The organism is Pseudomonas sp. BF-RE-22 (assembly GCF_019956155.1).
GTDB classification, from domain to species: domain Bacteria; phylum Pseudomonadota; class Gammaproteobacteria; order Pseudomonadales; family Pseudomonadaceae; genus Aquipseudomonas; species Aquipseudomonas migulae.
On the sequence record NZ_JAHBDD010000005.1, the window covers coordinates 42,355 to 57,332 of the forward strand.

A 14,978-nucleotide genomic window follows, 5' to 3' on the forward strand; every position below is an offset into this window, starting at 1 on the left:
TCTTCCGCCGACTCGGCCTGCCACTTAGCCTTCACGCATTCCTTTCAGTTCAGCGAGACACGTTATGAACTCAGCGACTCTGGCGCCCCACGGCGCCGCGACAATGACCAAAGGCATGGTGCTGCTGTTTGCCTTCTGCTGCGGCGCCATCGTTGCCAACATTTACTACGCGCAACCGATCATCGGCCTGATCGCGCCCGACATCGGCCTGACCAGCACCATGGCCAGCCTGATCGTTTCGCTTACCCAGATTGGCTACGCTCTGGGCCTGTTCTTCCTGGTGCCGCTGGGTGACCTGCTGGAAAACCGCCGACTGATGATCATCACCACCGTGGTGGCGATTGCCAGTCTGTTGGGCGCCGCGTTCACCGATCAACCGAATGTGTTTCTGCTGATCTCGTTGCTGGTGGGTTTCAGCTCGGTGTCGGTACAGATCCTGATTCCACTGGCCGCGCACCTGGCACCGGAGGAATCTCGCGGTCGAGTGGTCGGCGGGATCATGGGTGGTTTGCTGCTGGGGATCCTGCTGGCGCGACCGGTGTCCAGCGTCGTGGCTGACCACTTCGGCTGGCGGGCGATGTTTGTGATTGCGGCAGTGTTGATGGCGGCCATCAGCATCGTGCTGGCCGTGACCATTCCCAAGCGCCAGCCTGATCACAGCGCTTCCTACGGTCAGTTACTCGGTTCGCTGTGGACGCTGCTGCGCCAGCAACCGGTATTGCGCCAGCGCGCGTTTTATCAGGGCTGCATGTTCGCCACGTTCAGCCTGTTCTGGACCGCCGTGCCGCTGGAGTTGGCGCGCAATCATGGCTTGTCGCAAACCCAGATCGCGATTTTCGCCCTGGTCGGCGCCATCGGAGCCATCGCCGCGCCCATCGCCGGTCGACTCGCCGATGCTGGCCACACCCGCATCGCTTCGCTGTTGGCGCTGCTGTTCGCCAGCCTGAGCTTCCTGCCAGCATTTATCCATCCGGTCTACAGCGTCATCGGCCTCGCCGTCACCGGCGTGGTGCTCGACTTCTGCGTACAGATGAACATGGTCCTCGGCCAACGTGCGGTCTACGCCCTCGACGCCAAAAGCCGCAGTCGCCTGAATGCGTTGTACATGACCAGCATCTTCATCGGCGGCGCGTTTGGCTCCTCGGTAGCCAGTGCGGTGTACGAACACGGCGGCTGGTTGTGGATCGTGATTGTGGGTAGCGCGTTTCCACTTCTGGCGTTGTTGCGGTTTTTGAGTGTTTCAGAGAAGCGTTCGCTGGCTACCGCTTAAGATGCCAAAAGCTTCGCGGGCAAGCCTCGCTCCTACAGGGTTTGCGCTGGACAAGTAGGAGCGAGGCTTGCCCGCGAAAGCGGTATACCTGATATCACTCAGTGCCGAACCAGCTTCTCCATCGCCGCATCGGCCAGGAAAGAAGAGCGGCTTTTGACATTGTGCTCGCGCACATACCGGTCAATACGCTGAATCACATAGCCGGGCAACGTCACATTGACCTTCTCGGTCTTGCCCATATACGGCGAGATGTCCAGCTCCAGCATTCCCCATCCCATGTCGGCGAAGTCCGGGTTGCCACGATGGGCGGCAGCCGAAGTCGGCATCGGGATCGACTCCCCGTCAGCCGCCAGTTCCTGAAGCATGATGTGGGCAATCTCGATGGCGGCGTTATAGGCGTCTTCAAACGTATCCCCGGCTGTTACGGCGCCCGGAATATCGGGGATCTGAATACCGATGGCGGTGTTCTCGTCGCCCCACTCGATACAGATTGGATATTGCATTATGGATCTCCTGCGTGACTGGCTGGCGGGCAGTACAGCCCGGCTCGCCTCCTGATGCTTTTAACCGTCCCGGTCGGTAAATCCTTTTTCGGGTGAGGGACGGGAATCGTGTACGGGTTGTATCGGTGGGTGAAGAGATGATGGCTGCCGGTAATCCGGTCCAGCGTCCAGCCCGCCTCCTGCAGTTCCTTGATCAATAACCTGCTTTGCACCAACAGCCTCCTTGCTCCGGCCCAGACAAAAATAACTCTAGAGTTATCTTTACTCAAGCACAAAAACCCTGATCACGACGTTCGGTTGTTTTACGATTTGTGATTGCGGCCCCGCGCTTCCTTCCCGAGAATGAATGCTTTCGCTCTGCGTCAGCAGTCCCCCCGAGGTATTCCCGGTTTACACTCAGCGTCCGGAGCCTGAAGCGATGCGGGATGTGGTTCGCGGTTGACCGGTTCAAATGCCGCCTGACCTGCGGCATGTTTTGTTCAAGGAGTGTGCAATGACCCGACGTACTTTTCTCATCACCGGCGCCAGCAAAGGCATTGGCCGCGCGGTGGCCGAACACCTGGACCGCGCCGGACACCGGGTGGTCGGCATTGCCCGCACGCCTGACCTGAGTTTTCCCGGCATCCTGTTTCCGCTGGATTTGAGCGACAGGGCACTCACTCAGGAAGTGCTGGCGGACCTGGCCGGGACTTACGAGTTCGATGGGCTGGTCAACAACGTCGGCCTGGTACGCCCGCAAGTGTTGGGAGAAATCGACCTCGATACGTTCGATGACGTAATGCGGGTCAACCTGCATTCGGCGTTGCAGGCCACCCAGGCGCTGCTGCCGAACATGCGCGCCAAGGGTTGGGGTCGGGTGGTGAACATTTCCAGCCTGACGGTGCTCGGGATTACCCAGCGCACGGCGTATGCCGCGGCAAAAGCGGCGTTGATCAGCTTCACGCGCTCCTGGGCGCTGGAACTGGCGCAAACCGGCGTGACGGTGAACGCCGTGGCACCGGGACCGACGGAAACGGAACTGTTCCGCGCCAACAACCCGCCGGGAAGCAAGGGCGAGGCGCGTTATCTGGCCGGTGTGCCGATGGGGCGTCTGGGACAACCGCAAGAAATTGCCGCCGCGATTGCATTTTTGCTGTCAGAACAGAGCGGGTTCATCACCGGCCAGACGCTGTTTGTAGACGGTGGTTCTTCAATAGGCAAAGCGGCGTTCTGACCCACAACACAGATCCCTGTAGGAGCGGTCCGGCTGCTTGAAGAACAAACCGTCACCGTCAGCGGCAGGATTCGTGTCAGCGCCGCGCAAGGTCTGCGTGAAGCGGTGCTGGCCCATCAAGGGCTGACCATGGCGTCGGCGTGGATGTTTGCGCCGGAGCTGGCCAGCGGAGTGGTCAGGGAGGTGATGACGAAGTGGACGCTGCCGATTCAGGAACTCTGGGCGGTGTTTCCAACCGGGCGGATGGCCAGCGCCAAGGCTCGGGCGTTTGTAGAGTATGTGCAGGGGTTGTTGGTAAAAAGGGTCTGACAGCACCCGTTTCGTTTATTGCGATTTTCGATTATTTCGAATAGCCTGCCAGCTTCGCTTACTCAGAAGGCTGGAACCATCATGTCACCCACCCTCCATCCGACGATAAACCTCCCGCTGGAGCGCGAAGTGCAGGCTGCTATTGAGGGTCAGCGCGCATTGGCGGCCTACCTTGCCACTCAATTCGAAACACAGCGCATCCAGATTTTCGACGACCGGAATGAGGCTCACAGCGTCGAATTACCCACTTCGGCTCTTCGTTTGCTAGTCGATATCCTGGAAGCGCTCGCTGCGGGCAATGCTGTCAAAGTAGTCCCGGTTCACGCTGAACTGACGACGCAGGAAGCGGCTGATCTGCTTAACGTCTCACGCCCGCACCTGATCAAACTGCTCGAATCCGGCGACTTGTCCTACCACAAAACCGGCAAGCACCGACGTGTGCGCTTTGCCGATTTGATGGACTATAAAAACCGGCGCGATACCGCCAGCGAGCAAGCAATGATGCTGCTCGCCGAGCAGGCACAAGCGTTAAGGACAGGATACGAGTGAGGCACTCCTCTTTTACCGCTGTATATGACGCATGTGTGCTGTACCCCGCGCCCCTGAGAGATTTTTTGATGTGGCTTGCACTCTCCGGACGTTTTAGAGCGAAATGGACAATGGAGATACACAACGAATGGAAACGCAATTTGCTCAAAAACCGTCCGGATCTGACCACAGGACAACTGAACCGCACCTCCGAACTGATGGATCAGGCATTACCCGACGCTTGCGTGTCCGGTTACGAAGAGCTTATTGAAGGACTGACGCTACCCGACGTCGATGATCGACATGTCCTGGCTGTTGCCATTCACTGTAATGCCAGCGTCATCGTCACCTTCAACCAGAAAGATTTCCCCTGCACCGCCCTGAGCCCCTTCGGTATTGAGGCTCAACACCCTGACGAGTTCGTCGATAACCTTTTTGATCTCGATCCAGCGGCAGTGATCGAGGCGGCACAACGGCAGCGCAAGCAGCTGAAGCTGCCGCCAATGGATGTCAGTAGTTACCTTGAACTTCTGCTGCGTCAGGGCCTGGTTCAATCGAGCAAGGCATTGACCGAGTACCGCGCCATTCTCTGAACGTCCTTCACAGACTCCAGACAGCAAAACGGCGATCCGTAGATCGCCGTTTCCATTTACTGCCCGAATTGCCGTCCCAACCCACCGGGTACGCCATGGATGTCCGTGTCTTCCCATGGCCCGTTCGGGCTGATCGAGCGGCTCCAGCCGTTGTTCCAGCGATAGTACGTGCGCTGGCGGTAGAAGGTGTTGGTCTGGTCATCGAGCACATATACGCCGAGCTTCTGATCCCAATGGCTGTTACCGCCCGGTGGCGGTGCGAAGCTGGCCGAGGTGCGTGGCATCGGTTTGGCGGGCTTGGCCGGAATACTTGGCTTGCCTGGCGTCGGTGTCGTTGACGGCGTCGGGCGGGGCTGCGACGGCGGGATCGGGGGCAGCGACGTCGGCTCTGGGCGCTGGACCGCACACGCGCTTAACCCCAAAACCAGACTGAGCAGGGTAATACGAGCAATGGCGGTCATGGCGGTGGTTCCTGTTATTTATCTGGGCTGTCGATGGTCAGTTTTTGCGCCGCGGTAGTGCTGCTGGCCATAGGCTGGCTACGACCGATCCATTCGCCGGCAGTCGGCTGGCCAGCCCGTGAGATGCGCGCAACCAGTTGGACTTCAGGAAAGTTCGACAGTTTCAACTGCGGCATCATTGCGTCGGCATCGCCCAGTTCGACGGTCGCCGGCAAGTCGGCCACGGTCAGGCGTTTGGCGGCCAATGGTGCGGGAGGCCCCGAGGTGGCGCGGGCGAAAATGAACACGCTGTCACCCGGCTGAACCTTGGCCTTGAGCTCTGGCGCCAGATCGACGCTGACCTTGAGCAGCGCTGCAACCTTGGGCGCAGGCGCCTGGGCAACCTTGCCGCCGCTGGCTTCGAGTTTCTCGGTAGCCCGGGCAATACCGCCTTGCAGCGCGGCGCGGGAGCCGTCTTCCGGTGGCAGTTGCACCAACAGGCGATTCCAGTAATCGATGGCGTCCTGATAATGCGCGCTTTCAAACGCGGCGATACCGAGCAGGCCAAGGCTGGTGACTTCCTTCGGATCGGCTTTCAGCGCTTCGTCGGTGAGGGCCTGAACCTTGTCCGACCACTTCTTGCCATCGGCGAAGTACTGGGCTTGCGCCCATTGGCCGAGCAGTTCCGGCTGACGACCGGCCAGGTTCACCGTGCGCTCGAAGATCTTCGCCGCGTCGGCGGGACGATCCTGCGCCATATAGGTACGACCCAGGAAGTACAGGCCTTCGGCCGAATCCGGTTGAGCGGCGACGGCGCGTTCCAGACGGCGGGTCATCTCTTCCATCGACTGCGGTGCCTGGGAGAATTCGCGGGTCAGTTCGACCTTGTCGCTGGCGCCGAAATGCAGGTAGAGCCCAAGCCCCAACACCGGCACCAGAATCGCCGCCAGCAATGGCAACGGTTTGCCCAGACGTGCCGCGCGCGGTGCATCGGCGCCTTCGGTGTCGGCGAGCAACTCACGAGCAGCTTCGGCGCGACCGGTTTCCAGTTGCGCAGCGTTGAGCACGCCCTCTTCCTGCTCGGTTTGCAACTCAGCCACGCGCTCTTGATACAGCGCGACGTTCAGGGCAGTACGATCCTCTTCCAGCTGGGCGCGACGGCCACGCAGAACGGGGATCAGCAGAAAACTCAGGGCAACCAGAAGCAGCAGACCTGCAGCGAGCCAGAAATCAATCATTCTTGGTTTTATCCAACAGTTGATCGAGGCGCTCGCGCTCCTCGGCAGAAAGCTCATCCTTGGCATCAGCGCGTTGGACGCGACGGCGGCGGACGATCACGGCGATGATCACAAAACCACCCAGCAGCAGGCCGGCGGGGCCGAACCAGAGCAAGGCAGTCTTGGCGTTGAGTGCGGGTTTGTAGCGGACGAAATCACCATAGCGATCGACCATGAAATCGATGATCTGCTGATTGTCCTTGCCCTCGCCCAGCATGCGGAAAATCTCTTTGCGCAGGTCGGCGGCGATCGGTGCGTTGGAATCGGCGATGTCCTGATTCTGGCACTTGGGGCAACGCAGCTCTTTGGTCAGCTCGCGAAAACGCTCGCGATCAGCTTCTTTGGCGAACTCATAGGTGTCGATGGCCGCGTGCGCCACGCCGGCCATGCTCAAACCCAATACAGCGGCAGCTATCCAGCGCTTCATGGCTTGGCCTCGTCCACCAGCGCCTGATACTTGGCCGCCAGTTTTTCGCGCCAGACCTGCTCGTCGATCACGCCGACGAATTTGTCGCGGATGATGCCCTTGGCGTCGATGAAGAAGGTTTCCGGAGCGCCGTATACGCCGAGGTTCAAGCCCAGCGTGCCTTCGTCGTCACGGATGTCCAGTTGATACGGGTTGTGGAACTCCACCAGCCACTTCAAGGCATCCGCATTGATGTCCTTGTAGTTGATGCCGTAGATCACCACGCCCTTCTCGGCCAGTTTGTTCAACACCGGGTGCTCGACCCGGCAGGAAATGCACCAGGTGCCCCACACGTTGACCAGCGCCGGTTTACCGAGAATATCTGCCTTGGTCAGGGTCTTGTCACCCTGCACCGCGGGCAGGGAAAACTCCGGGAACGGCTTGCCGATCATTGCCGAAGGCAGCTCGGCCGGGTCCAGATAGAGCCCGCGATAAAGGAAAACAGCCACCACCAGAAAAACCGCCAGCGGCAACAGCATCAACCAACGTCTCATGCAGTCGCTCCCGTCATGCCCAATGCTTCACGCACGCGGCTTTTCACCTTGACCCGATAACGACGATCCAGCGCCGCCAGCAGCCCGCCCAAACCGGTCAGCAGACCGCCGAACCAGATCCAGCGCACGAACGGTTTGACGTGCACGCGCACGGCCCAGGCGCCATCACCCAGCGGTTCGCCGAGTGCGACATAGAGGTCGCGGGTGAACCCGGCGTCGATCCCGGCTTCGGTCATCACCGAGTTCTGCACGGTGTACAGGCGTTTTTCCGGGTGCAACACACTGATTTCCTTGCCGTCGCGGATCACCCGTACGGTGCCTTTGTCGGAGGTGAAGTTCGGGCCTTCAAAGTGCTTGGCGCCTTCGAACACGAACTGATAGCCGCCCAGGTCCATGGACTCGCCCGGTGCCAGGCGCAGGTCACGTTCGGCGCTGTTCTGGCTCGACAGCACGACACCGAGCGCGCACACGGCGATACCCAAATGCGCAAGCTGCATGCCCCAATAGCTGCGAGTCAGGGTCGGCAGGCCTTTGATCAGGCCTTTGTGGCGGGTCTTGTCGAAGATGTCGCGGATACCGGCCAGCAACACCCAGGCGGCCAGCATGAACGTCGCGATCACTGCCCAGTTGAAATCGCCATAAGCGACGCCAGCCACCACGGCCAGCGCGGCGCTGCCGAGCAACACCGGGGTCAACATGCTCATCAGCCATTTGACCGGAGTGTCTTTCCAGCGCACCAGCATGCCAACCGCCATCACCACCATCAGCAACGCCATCAACGGAATGAACAGCGCGTTGAAATACGGCGGGCCGACCGACAGCTTGGCGCCGGTCATTGCATCGAGAATCAGCGGGTACAAGGTGCCCAGCAGGATCATCGACGCCGCTACCACCAGCACCAGGTTGTTGCCCAGCAGCAAGGTTTCGCGAGACCAGAGGTTGAAGCCGACATGGCTCTTCACCACCGGCGCGCGCAGGGCAAACAGCGTCAGCGAACCGCCCACCACGAACAGCAGGAAAATCAGGATGAACACGCCGCGCTCCGGATCGGAGGCAAAGGCGTGAACCGAGGTCAGCACGCCGGAACGCACCAGGAACGTACCCAGCAAGCTCAACGAGAACGCAGCGATGGCCAGCAACACGGTCCAGCTCTTGAACACGCCACGTTTTTCTGTGACCGCCAACGAGTGGATCAGCGCAGTGCCCACCAGCCAAGGCATGAAGGAGGCGTTTTCCACCGGGTCCCAGAACCACCAGCCGCCCCAGCCGAGTTCGTAGTAAGCCCACCACGAACCGAGGGTGATGCCGATGCCGAGGAAGGCCCAGGCGACGATGGTCCATGGACGCGACCAACGCGCCCACGCCGCATCGAGTCGACCGCCGAGCAATGCCGCGATGGCGAACGCGAAGGCCACGGAGAAACCGACATAGCCCATGTACAGCATCGGCGGGTGAACGATCAGGCCGATGTCTTGCAGCAGCGGGTTGAGGTCACGACCGTCCGCCGGAATCTGCGGCAGGATCCGTGCGAACGGGTTGGAGGTAAGGATCAGGAACATCAGGAAACCGGTGCTGATCATGCCCATCACCGCCAGCACCCGCGCCAGCATGACTTGCGGCAACTGCCGGGAGAACACCGACACGGCGAAGGTCCAGCCGCCGAGGATCAATGCCCACAACAGCAACGAACCTTCATGCGCGCCCCACACTGCACTGAACTTGTAGTACCACGGCAAGGCGCTGTTGGAGTTGCTGGCGACGTAGGCGACGGAGAAGTCGTCGGCCATGAATGCGTAGGTCAGGCAACCGAAAGCGAACAGCAGAAACGCGAACTGCCCCCAGGCGGCCGGCTGGGCCAGGCTCATCCACAAACGATCACCGCGCCAGGCACCGAGCAACGGCACCACGGCCTGAACCAGCGCGAAACACAGCGCCAGAATCATGGCCAGATGGCCGAGTTCAGGAATAAAGATTCCAGACGTCATCGATCAACCCTCCTTCGCGGGCGTTGGAGCAGATTGACCACTGTCTTTCAAAGCCTTGGTCACTTCTGGCGGCATGTACTTCTCATCGTGCTTGGCCAGCACTTCGTCAGCCACCACCACGCCGTCGGCGTTCAGTTTGCCCAGCGCAACGATGCCCTGCCCTTCGCGGAACAGGTCCGGGAGGATGCCGCGGTAACTGATGGTCACGGACTTGTTGAAGTCGGTAACGATGAATTTCACGTCCAGCGAATCGCCGGAGCGTTGCAGCGACCCCTTCTCGACCATGCCGCCCGCACGGATACGCGTGTCTTGCGGCGCTTCGCCGTTGGCGATTTGCGTCGGGGTGTAAAACAGATTGATGTTCTGCTGCAGGGCGCTCAGGGCCAGACCGACGGCAGCGCCGACACCGACCAGGATCGCGAGAATGATGATAAGACGCTTTTTGCGCAGCGGATTCACTTGCCGTTCTCCCGGCGCAGACGACGCGCCTCTTGTTGCAGATACCGCTTGCGGGCCAGGATCGGCGCCGCCACGTTGAGGGCCAGCACTGCCAGGCTGATGCCGTAGGCTGACCAGACATACAGGCCGTGATGGCCCATGGCGAGGAAGTCGCCGAATGAAGCAAAAGTCATCGAGCGGCCTCCAGGCTGTTCTGCACTTCGGCTTTCACCCAACTGGCGCGGGCCTCGCGCTTGAGCACTTCAAGGCGCATGCGCAGCAGTAAAACCGCGCCGAAGAAACAGTAGAAACCCAGCACCGTCAGCAGCAATGGCAGCCACATTTCGACCGGCATCGCCGGTTTTTCGGTGAGGGTGAAGGTCGCGCCCTGGTGCAGGGTGTTCCACCACTCCACCGAGTATTTGATGATCGGGATGTTGATCACGCCGACAATCGCCAGCACCGCGCAGGCCTTGGCCGCGCTGTCACGATTGCTGATGGCGTTGCCCAGCGCAATGAGACCGAAGTACAGAAACAGCAGAATCAACATGGACGTAAGTCGTGCATCCCAGACCCACCACGAACCCCAGGTCGGCTTGCCCCAGATCGCGCCGGTGACCAGCGCCACGGCGGTCATCCAGGCACCGATGGGCGCCGAGCATTGCAGGGCGACGTCGGCCAGTTTCATTTTCCACACCAGCCCGACGATGCCGCACACCGCCAGCATCACGTAGACCGACTGCGCCAGCATGGCGGCGGGAACGTGGATATAGATGATGCGAAAGCTGTTGCCTTGCTGGTAGTCCGGCGGCGCGAAGGCCAGGCCCCAAACGACACCAATGCTGATCAGCAGCAACGCTCCGATGCTCAGCCACGGCAGCAGTTTGCCGCTGATGCCATAAAACCATTTGGGTGAGCCGAGCTTATGAAACCAGGTCCAGTTCATTACTGTTTCCATCACGGTTGCTGCTCGCCATCACGAGCAGCCTAGGGTCTTTACTGGTTAAAATTTAACCAGACCTCATTATTCGCCGACGCTGATCTTCAGGCCAGCAGCTATTGCAAAAGGTGTCAGGGTTATCGCCAGGGCGGTCAGGCTACCAAGCCACAGGAGATAACCGATCGCCGGCATGCCCTGCAATGCCGCCTGCAAGGCGCCACTGCCGAGAATCAATACCGGGATGTACAACGGCAGAATCAGCAGCGCCAGCAACAAGCCGCCCCGCTTCAAGCCTACCGTCAGGGCCGCGCCCACCGCACCGAGCAGGCTCAGCACCGGTGTACCCAGCAACAGGGAAAGCAGCAACACGGGCAGACAGGCGGTGGGTAAACCGAGCATCAACGCCAGCAGTGGAGCGAGCAAAACCAGTGCCAGACCAGAGAAGGCCCAGTGTGCCAGTACCTTGGCCAAAACCAGAAGAGGCAGGGGGTGCGGCGAAAGGACCCACTGCTCAAGGGAACCGTCTTCGAAATCACTGCGGAAAAGCCCGTCCAGCGAGAGCAAAACCGATAAAAGGGCTGCCACCCAGACCAGTCCCGGAGACAAGGTTTGCAACAATTGAGACTCGGGACCGACCGCCAACGGGAACAGCGAAACCACGATCGCGAAGAACACCAACGGATTGGCCAACTCCGCCGGACGACGGAACAACAAGCGAGCCTCACGGGCGACCAACAGGCCGAAAACACTCATACGGCCCAATTCCCCAGATCAATGTCGCGATAGCCGGTCGGCATTCGACTCAGCGTGTGGTGCGTGGTCAGTACCACCATGCCGCCGCGTTCACAGTGCGCGGCCAGGTGTTCTTCGAGTTGCGCCACGCCTTGCTTGTCGAGCGCGGTGAACGGCTCGTCGAGGATCCACAGCGGCGGGCTGTCCAGATACAACCGCGCCAGGGCCACGCGGCGCTGCTGACCGGCGGACAGGGTGTGGCACGGAACATCTTCGAAACCGCGCAGTCCGACAGCAGCAAGCGCTGCCCAAATGGCTTCATGGGAGGCCGGTTGATGCAGCGCGCAGAGCCAGCTGAGGTTTTCTTCGGGGGTCAGCAGATCCTTGATGCCCGCGGCATGACCGATCCACAGCAGATTGCGCGCCAGTTCGCTGCGTTGTTCGTTCAGCGGCTGGCCATTGAGCAGCACTTGACCGGCGGTCGGTTGCATCAGCCCCGAAAGCAAACGCAAAAGGCTGGTTTTTCCACTGCCGTTGGGGCCGCTGATTTGCAACATTTCGCCACTGGCCAGTCTCAATTCGAGATTTTCGAAGAGCAGTCGAAGGTCTCGCTCACAAGCAAGGGCAACGGTTTGCAGGACAGGACTGGTCAAGAGATCACGGGCCTTTACGGTTCAAGTCGGCGGCGGAACGGCCGCTAAAGAGATGCAGCATAGATGCATTGGCGGCCTGTTCTAGAGAGCTGCGTCAAACAAATGCAATGTTTTCGCCACTCTGTGAAAGACGGGCGGCATTATACATGCCATGCCCCACTCTAAAGAGGGCAATTTCCTCAGGTTGTGACCGCGTATGACAGGCGAAATGAACATCCTCCCGCTACCACCGACCACGCCCGCGACGTCGCGACCGCAGGTGGTGAGTGGCGAACTGCTCAAGCTGCTGACGCCGATGGAGGGCCTGATTACCGTCGGGCAGACTGCCAAAGCCGAAGTGCTGTCGCTGAAGCAGGCGGATCAGTCCTTTCAACTGCTGCTCAAGGTCACCCTTGAAAGCGGCCGCCAGACCACGGTTCAGGCCACCAGCAGCCAACCGTTGCCACAGGGCACGAACCTGGCAATTACCCAGCCATCGGCCGGCAACCTCGCCGTGACGGTGCAACAAGCCATTGCCTCCAGCGTCGCCACCCTCACCCGCATCGACACCACACAACTGCCGGTGGGCACCCTGCTGCAAGGCAAAGTGCTGACCTCCCAGGTGCTGCCGCAAGTGCCGGGCCAGCCGACGGTGTTTCGTTCGATGGTGAGCCTGCTCAACACGGCGTTGAGCGGCAGCACCCTGAACATCGACAGCCCGACGCCGCTGCGCATCGGCACCTTGCTGAGCGCGCTGGTGCAAGACACCCAGACCCTGAAATTCGTCCCGTTGAGCAGCCGCCAGGAACAACTAGCCGTCACCCAACAACTGGTCAGCCAACAGAGCCGCCAGGGCTCGCTGGACGGATTACTGAAACTGCTGCAAAACCTGCCAGCCTCGAATCAGACGTCCAGCGACCTGCGGGCCGCCGTGGACAAGTTGCTCGCCGGCCTGCCGGACGTGCAGCAACTCAGCACGCCAAAAGGCCTGGCCCAGGCGCTGGCCAATAGCGGGCTGTTCCTTGAGGCGAAACTGCTCGCCGGGACGAATCCGACGCTGGCACCGGACATGAAAGGTGATTTGCTGAAGTTGATCGCGCAACTGACACCGGGGTTGCCGGCCAACACCAATCTCAATGCGATCATCGCTGCCAACACGCTGGCCCAGACCATGCCTAGCTTTGTGCGTAGCGCCCTGGGCATGCTCGGCCAGGTCAGCGCCAAACCGCAGCCGACCAGCTTTCCTTTGCCGGAACGCTTCCTGCAGAGCGCAGACGGCGAAGGTGATCTGGAGCACTTGCTGCGTCTGGCGGCAGCGGCGGTTTCACGCCTGCAAAGCCATCAACTGTCGAGCCTGGAGCAAACCGGCATCACAGACGACGGTCGACTGATGAGCACCTGGCAGCTGGAAATCCCGATGCGCAATATGCAGGACATCGTGCCGTTGCAGGTCAAGTTCCAGCGCGAGGAAGCACCGGAGAAAGAACAACCCAATGAACGCCGTGACGAACGCGAGCCCAAGCAACAACTGTGGCGCGTCGAGTTGGCGTTCGACATGGAGCCGTTGGGGCCGCTGCAGATTCAGGCGCAGTTGATCAACGGCAGTCTGTCCAGCCAGCTGTGGGCCGAGCGGCCGTACACCGCGAGTCTGATCGAGAGCAATCTTGTCGGGCTGCGCGAACGCTTGCTGGCATCTGGCCTGAATGTCGGCGATCTCGATTGCCACCTTGGCACACCGCCGCAAGGCCCTCAAACCCGTCTGGAACAACGCTGGGTCGACGAAACCGCATGAGAAATCCCGATACTCCACGCCAGGCCATCGCCCTCAAATACGACGGCACCCACGCCCCTACCCTCACGGCCAAGGGCGACGAAGAACTGGCGGAAGAAATCCTCAAGATTGCCCGCGATTATGAAGTACCGATCTACGAAAACGCCGAGCTGGTGAAATTGCTCGCGAGGATGGAGCTTGGGGACAGTATTCCGGAGGAGTTGTATCGCACGATCGCCGAGATCATTGCGTTTGCCTGGAATCTGAAAGGCAAGTTTCCAGCGGGGCATGACCCGAGTGCGCCGATGATCGAGAAGGACATCACCGATCGCGGGGATGATTACTGAGGTTTTGAAGACGCCAATCGCGAGCAGGCTCGCTCCCACAAAGGATTGGCGGCGTTCACACATTTTGTGTCCGTCACCGGTCCCCTGTGGGAGCGAGCCTGCTCGCGATTGGCTATGTCAGTTCTTGTGCAGCTTGCTCATCAACTCCGCCTCAGCCTGGGTCAAGCCGCAGGACTGAGTCAGTTCATCGACGCTCGCGCCCATTCCGACCAGGCGCGCTGCCTGGGCAAACGACAGGCTCGACGGGTCGCGCTGTTCAAGTTGAGCCAGCTTGTCCGGCAACGGCCCGACCACCGCGCGCAGCTCGTGCAGGTCTTCACCCATGCGCACGCTGCCGTTCTGGTAGTTGTCAACGCGCTTGCCCAGGTCCTTGATGCGCTGATCGCGCAGCGCATCGCCCTCGGCCTGTTGCGCAGCGATCCGCCGCTGACCGCGAATGTACGCCAGAAACATTGCCAGCGTGCCTGCCCAGAAGAGGAACAGGACAATGACCGCAACCTCAAGAATCAATCAGATACTCTCCAGTTCCGACCATTCTTCTTCGCTCATCATCTTGTCCAGCTCGACCAGGATCAGCAATTCGTTGTTCTTGTTGCACACGCCTTGAATGAACTTGGCGGACTCTTCGTTACCCACGTTCGGCGCGGTTTCGATTTCCGACTGACGCAGGTAAACCACTTCAGCCACGCTGTCGACCATGATCCCGACCACTTGCTTGTCGGCTTCGATGATGACGATCCGGGTGTTGTCGCTGATCTCGGCATTCATCAGGCCGAAGCGCTGACGGGTGTCGATCACGGTCACCACATTGCCGCGCAGGTTGATGATGCCCAGCACGTAGCTCGGGGCACCCGGGACCGGGGCGATTTCGGTGTAGCGCAGGACTTCCTGAACGCGCATCACGTTGATGCCGTAGGTTTCATTGTCCAGCTTGAAGGTTACCCATTGCAGGATCGGATCTTCGGAACCTTTTGCAGACGACGCCTTATCATTCATACCCTGACCCCTCGAAAAACCGCCCTAGCGGTGTGTGTTCAGTG

General features: G+C 60.3%; 20 protein-coding genes and 1 pseudogene. 7 read left to right on the plus strand and 14 right to left on the minus strand.

The genetic code is table 11. The features are described from left to right. The first annotated feature begins 64 nt into the window (after positions 1–64). Positions 65–1,270, plus strand: coding sequence for an MFS transporter (locus tag KGA82_RS03560; RefSeq protein WP_223449627.1), 1,206 nt, complete (start codon positions 65–67; stop codon positions 1,268–1,270). Between the two features lie 98 nt (positions 1,271–1,368). Here the strand turns inward: KGA82_RS03560 and KGA82_RS03565 are convergent, their stop codons facing one another. Further along, on the minus strand, positions 1,369–1,773 hold the full coding sequence (locus KGA82_RS03565) for a type II toxin-antitoxin system HicB family antitoxin (RefSeq protein WP_192226071.1): 405 nt from the start codon (positions 1,771–1,773) through the stop codon (positions 1,369–1,371). Continuing rightward, positions 1,773–1,985 carry a type II toxin-antitoxin system HicA family toxin gene (locus KGA82_RS03570; protein ID WP_081501757.1) on the minus strand — a complete coding sequence of 71 codons (213 nt, stop codon included), beginning with the start codon at positions 1,983–1,985 and terminating at the stop codon, positions 1,773–1,775. Before KGA82_RS03570 ends, KGA82_RS03565 begins: the two co-directional genes overlap by 1 nt. A 281-nt stretch (positions 1,986–2,266) precedes the next feature. Here KGA82_RS03570 and KGA82_RS03575 point away from each other — a divergent pair, with 281 nt between their 5' ends. From KGA82_RS03575 to KGA82_RS03590, 4 genes and pseudogenes are all read left to right on the plus strand, one after another. Then, positions 2,267–2,986 (plus strand): SDR family oxidoreductase, encoded by a 720-nt coding sequence (locus KGA82_RS03575; RefSeq protein ID WP_223449628.1) that lies wholly within the window; start codon positions 2,267–2,269, stop codon positions 2,984–2,986. A gap of 39 nt (positions 2,987–3,025) precedes the next feature. Beyond that, positions 3,026–3,295: pseudogene (locus KGA82_RS03580) on the plus strand (LysR substrate-binding domain-containing protein); the annotation flags it as partial. Positions 3,296–3,376: 81 nt separating this feature from the next. Next, on the plus strand, positions 3,377–3,844 hold the full coding sequence (locus KGA82_RS03585) for a helix-turn-helix domain-containing protein (protein ID WP_223449629.1): 468 nt from the start codon (positions 3,377–3,379) through the stop codon (positions 3,842–3,844). Beyond that, entirely contained in the window at positions 3,841–4,416 is a 576-nt protein-coding gene (locus KGA82_RS03590) for a PIN domain-containing protein (RefSeq protein WP_032832516.1), read from the plus strand. Before KGA82_RS03585 ends, KGA82_RS03590 begins: the two co-directional genes overlap by 4 nt. Before the next feature lie 56 nt (positions 4,417–4,472). Here the strand turns inward: KGA82_RS03590 and KGA82_RS03595 are convergent, their stop codons facing one another. The 10 genes from KGA82_RS03595 to ccmA all read right to left on the minus strand — a co-directional run bounded on the left by KGA82_RS03595 (position 4,473) and on the right by ccmA (position 11,841). After that, entirely contained in the window at positions 4,473–4,877 is a 405-nt protein-coding gene (locus KGA82_RS03595; protein WP_008039842.1) for a hypothetical protein, read from the minus strand. Between the two features lie 14 nt (positions 4,878–4,891). Beyond that, the gene (ccmI, locus tag KGA82_RS03600; protein WP_223449630.1) at positions 4,892–6,094 is read right to left on the minus strand and encodes a c-type cytochrome biogenesis protein CcmI; all 1,203 of its coding nucleotides are present in this window, start codon (positions 6,092–6,094) and stop codon (positions 4,892–4,894) included. Then, positions 6,087–6,560: a cytochrome c-type biogenesis protein gene (locus tag KGA82_RS03605; protein WP_192419640.1), complete on the minus strand. Its 474-nt coding sequence runs from the start codon at positions 6,558–6,560 to the stop codon at positions 6,087–6,089. Before KGA82_RS03605 ends, ccmI begins: the two co-directional genes overlap by 8 nt. Continuing rightward, complete coding sequence (locus KGA82_RS03610) at positions 6,557–7,093, minus strand: DsbE family thiol:disulfide interchange protein (RefSeq protein ID WP_008039840.1); 537 nt, start codon at positions 7,091–7,093, stop codon at positions 6,557–6,559. Before KGA82_RS03610 ends, KGA82_RS03605 begins: the two co-directional genes overlap by 4 nt. Next, on the minus strand, positions 7,090–9,078 hold the full coding sequence (locus tag KGA82_RS03615; RefSeq protein ID WP_207285363.1) for a heme lyase CcmF/NrfE family subunit: 1,989 nt from the start codon (positions 9,076–9,078) through the stop codon (positions 7,090–7,092). Before KGA82_RS03615 ends, KGA82_RS03610 begins: the two co-directional genes overlap by 4 nt. A gap of 3 nt (positions 9,079–9,081) precedes the next feature. Next, on the minus strand, positions 9,082–9,537 hold the full coding sequence (gene ccmE / locus KGA82_RS03620; RefSeq protein WP_008026817.1) for a cytochrome c maturation protein CcmE: 456 nt from the start codon (positions 9,535–9,537) through the stop codon (positions 9,082–9,084). Then, a complete protein-coding gene (gene ccmD, locus KGA82_RS03625; RefSeq protein ID WP_008026820.1) occupies positions 9,534–9,710 on the minus strand; it encodes a heme exporter protein CcmD in 177 nt (58 codons plus the stop codon). Before ccmD ends, ccmE begins: the two co-directional genes overlap by 4 nt. Next, positions 9,707–10,462 (minus strand): heme ABC transporter permease, encoded by a 756-nt coding sequence (locus KGA82_RS03630; RefSeq protein ID WP_223449631.1) that lies wholly within the window; start codon positions 10,460–10,462, stop codon positions 9,707–9,709. Before KGA82_RS03630 ends, ccmD begins: the two co-directional genes overlap by 4 nt. A gap of 78 nt (positions 10,463–10,540) precedes the next feature. Further along, positions 10,541–11,209 carry a heme exporter protein CcmB gene (ccmB, locus tag KGA82_RS03635; RefSeq protein ID WP_008026823.1) on the minus strand — a complete coding sequence of 223 codons (669 nt, stop codon included), beginning with the start codon at positions 11,207–11,209 and terminating at the stop codon, positions 10,541–10,543. Then, positions 11,206–11,841 (minus strand): cytochrome c biogenesis heme-transporting ATPase CcmA, encoded by a 636-nt coding sequence (gene ccmA / locus KGA82_RS03640; protein WP_008026825.1) that lies wholly within the window; start codon positions 11,839–11,841, stop codon positions 11,206–11,208. The genes ccmB and ccmA overlap by 4 nt, the downstream gene beginning before the upstream one ends. Before the next feature lie 196 nt (positions 11,842–12,037). Here ccmA and KGA82_RS03645 point away from each other — a divergent pair, with 196 nt between their 5' ends. Beyond that, positions 12,038–13,612 (plus strand): flagellar hook-length control protein FliK, encoded by a 1,575-nt coding sequence (locus tag KGA82_RS03645; protein ID WP_223449632.1) that lies wholly within the window; start codon positions 12,038–12,040, stop codon positions 13,610–13,612. Continuing rightward, a complete protein-coding gene (locus KGA82_RS03650; protein WP_008026830.1) occupies positions 13,609–13,938 on the plus strand; it encodes an EscU/YscU/HrcU family type III secretion system export apparatus switch protein in 330 nt (109 codons plus the stop codon). The genes KGA82_RS03645 and KGA82_RS03650 overlap by 4 nt, the downstream gene beginning before the upstream one ends. Before the next feature lie 117 nt (positions 13,939–14,055). On the opposite strand, the gene KGA82_RS03655 is transcribed toward KGA82_RS03650, so the two are convergent. Both KGA82_RS03655 and KGA82_RS03660 read right to left on the minus strand, forming a co-directional pair. Continuing rightward, complete coding sequence (locus tag KGA82_RS03655; RefSeq protein ID WP_008039837.1) at positions 14,056–14,448, minus strand: DUF2802 domain-containing protein; 393 nt, start codon at positions 14,446–14,448, stop codon at positions 14,056–14,058. Then, a complete protein-coding gene (locus KGA82_RS03660; RefSeq protein WP_008024622.1) occupies positions 14,449–14,934 on the minus strand; it encodes a chemotaxis protein CheW in 486 nt (161 codons plus the stop codon). Positions 14,935–14,978: the final 44 nt, after the last annotated feature.

What these genes read in the sequence shown, in the direction of transcription:
- KGA82_RS03560 (WP_223449627.1), top strand. Translation starts at nt 65, where the DNA reads ATGAACTCAGCGACTCTGGCGCCCCACGGCGCCGCGACAATGACCAAA.
- KGA82_RS03565 (WP_192226071.1), bottom strand. Translation starts at nt 1,773, where the DNA reads ATGCAATATCCAATCTGTATCGAGTGGGGCGACGAGAACACCGCCATC.
- KGA82_RS03575 (WP_223449628.1), top strand. Translation starts at nt 2,267, where the DNA reads ATGACCCGACGTACTTTTCTCATCACCGGCGCCAGCAAAGGCATTGGC.
- KGA82_RS03585 (WP_223449629.1), top strand. Translation starts at nt 3,377, where the DNA reads ATGTCACCCACCCTCCATCCGACGATAAACCTCCCGCTGGAGCGCGAA.
- KGA82_RS03595 (WP_008039842.1), bottom strand. Translation starts at nt 4,877, where the DNA reads ATGACCGCCATTGCTCGTATTACCCTGCTCAGTCTGGTTTTGGGGTTA.
- ccmI (WP_223449630.1), bottom strand. Translation starts at nt 6,094, where the DNA reads ATGATTGATTTCTGGCTCGCTGCAGGTCTGCTGCTTCTGGTTGCCCTG.
- KGA82_RS03605 (WP_192419640.1), bottom strand. Translation starts at nt 6,560, where the DNA reads ATGAAGCGCTGGATAGCTGCCGCTGTATTGGGTTTGAGCATGGCCGGC.
- KGA82_RS03610 (WP_008039840.1), bottom strand. Translation starts at nt 7,093, where the DNA reads ATGAGACGTTGGTTGATGCTGTTGCCGCTGGCGGTTTTTCTGGTGGTG.
- KGA82_RS03615 (WP_207285363.1), bottom strand. Translation starts at nt 9,078, where the DNA reads ATGACGTCTGGAATCTTTATTCCTGAACTCGGCCATCTGGCCATGATT.
- ccmD (WP_008026820.1), bottom strand. Translation starts at nt 9,710, where the DNA reads ATGACTTTTGCTTCATTCGGCGACTTCCTCGCCATGGGCCATCACGGC.
- KGA82_RS03630 (WP_223449631.1), bottom strand. Translation starts at nt 10,462, where the DNA reads ATGAACTGGACCTGGTTTCATAAGCTCGGCTCACCCAAATGGTTTTAT.
- ccmB (WP_008026823.1), bottom strand. Translation starts at nt 11,209, where the DNA reads ATGAGTGTTTTCGGCCTGTTGGTCGCCCGTGAGGCTCGCTTGTTGTTC.
- KGA82_RS03645 (WP_223449632.1), top strand. Translation starts at nt 12,038, where the DNA reads ATGACAGGCGAAATGAACATCCTCCCGCTACCACCGACCACGCCCGCG.
- KGA82_RS03650 (WP_008026830.1), top strand. Translation starts at nt 13,609, where the DNA reads ATGAGAAATCCCGATACTCCACGCCAGGCCATCGCCCTCAAATACGAC.
- KGA82_RS03660 (WP_008024622.1), bottom strand. Translation starts at nt 14,934, where the DNA reads ATGAATGATAAGGCGTCGTCTGCAAAAGGTTCCGAAGATCCGATCCTG.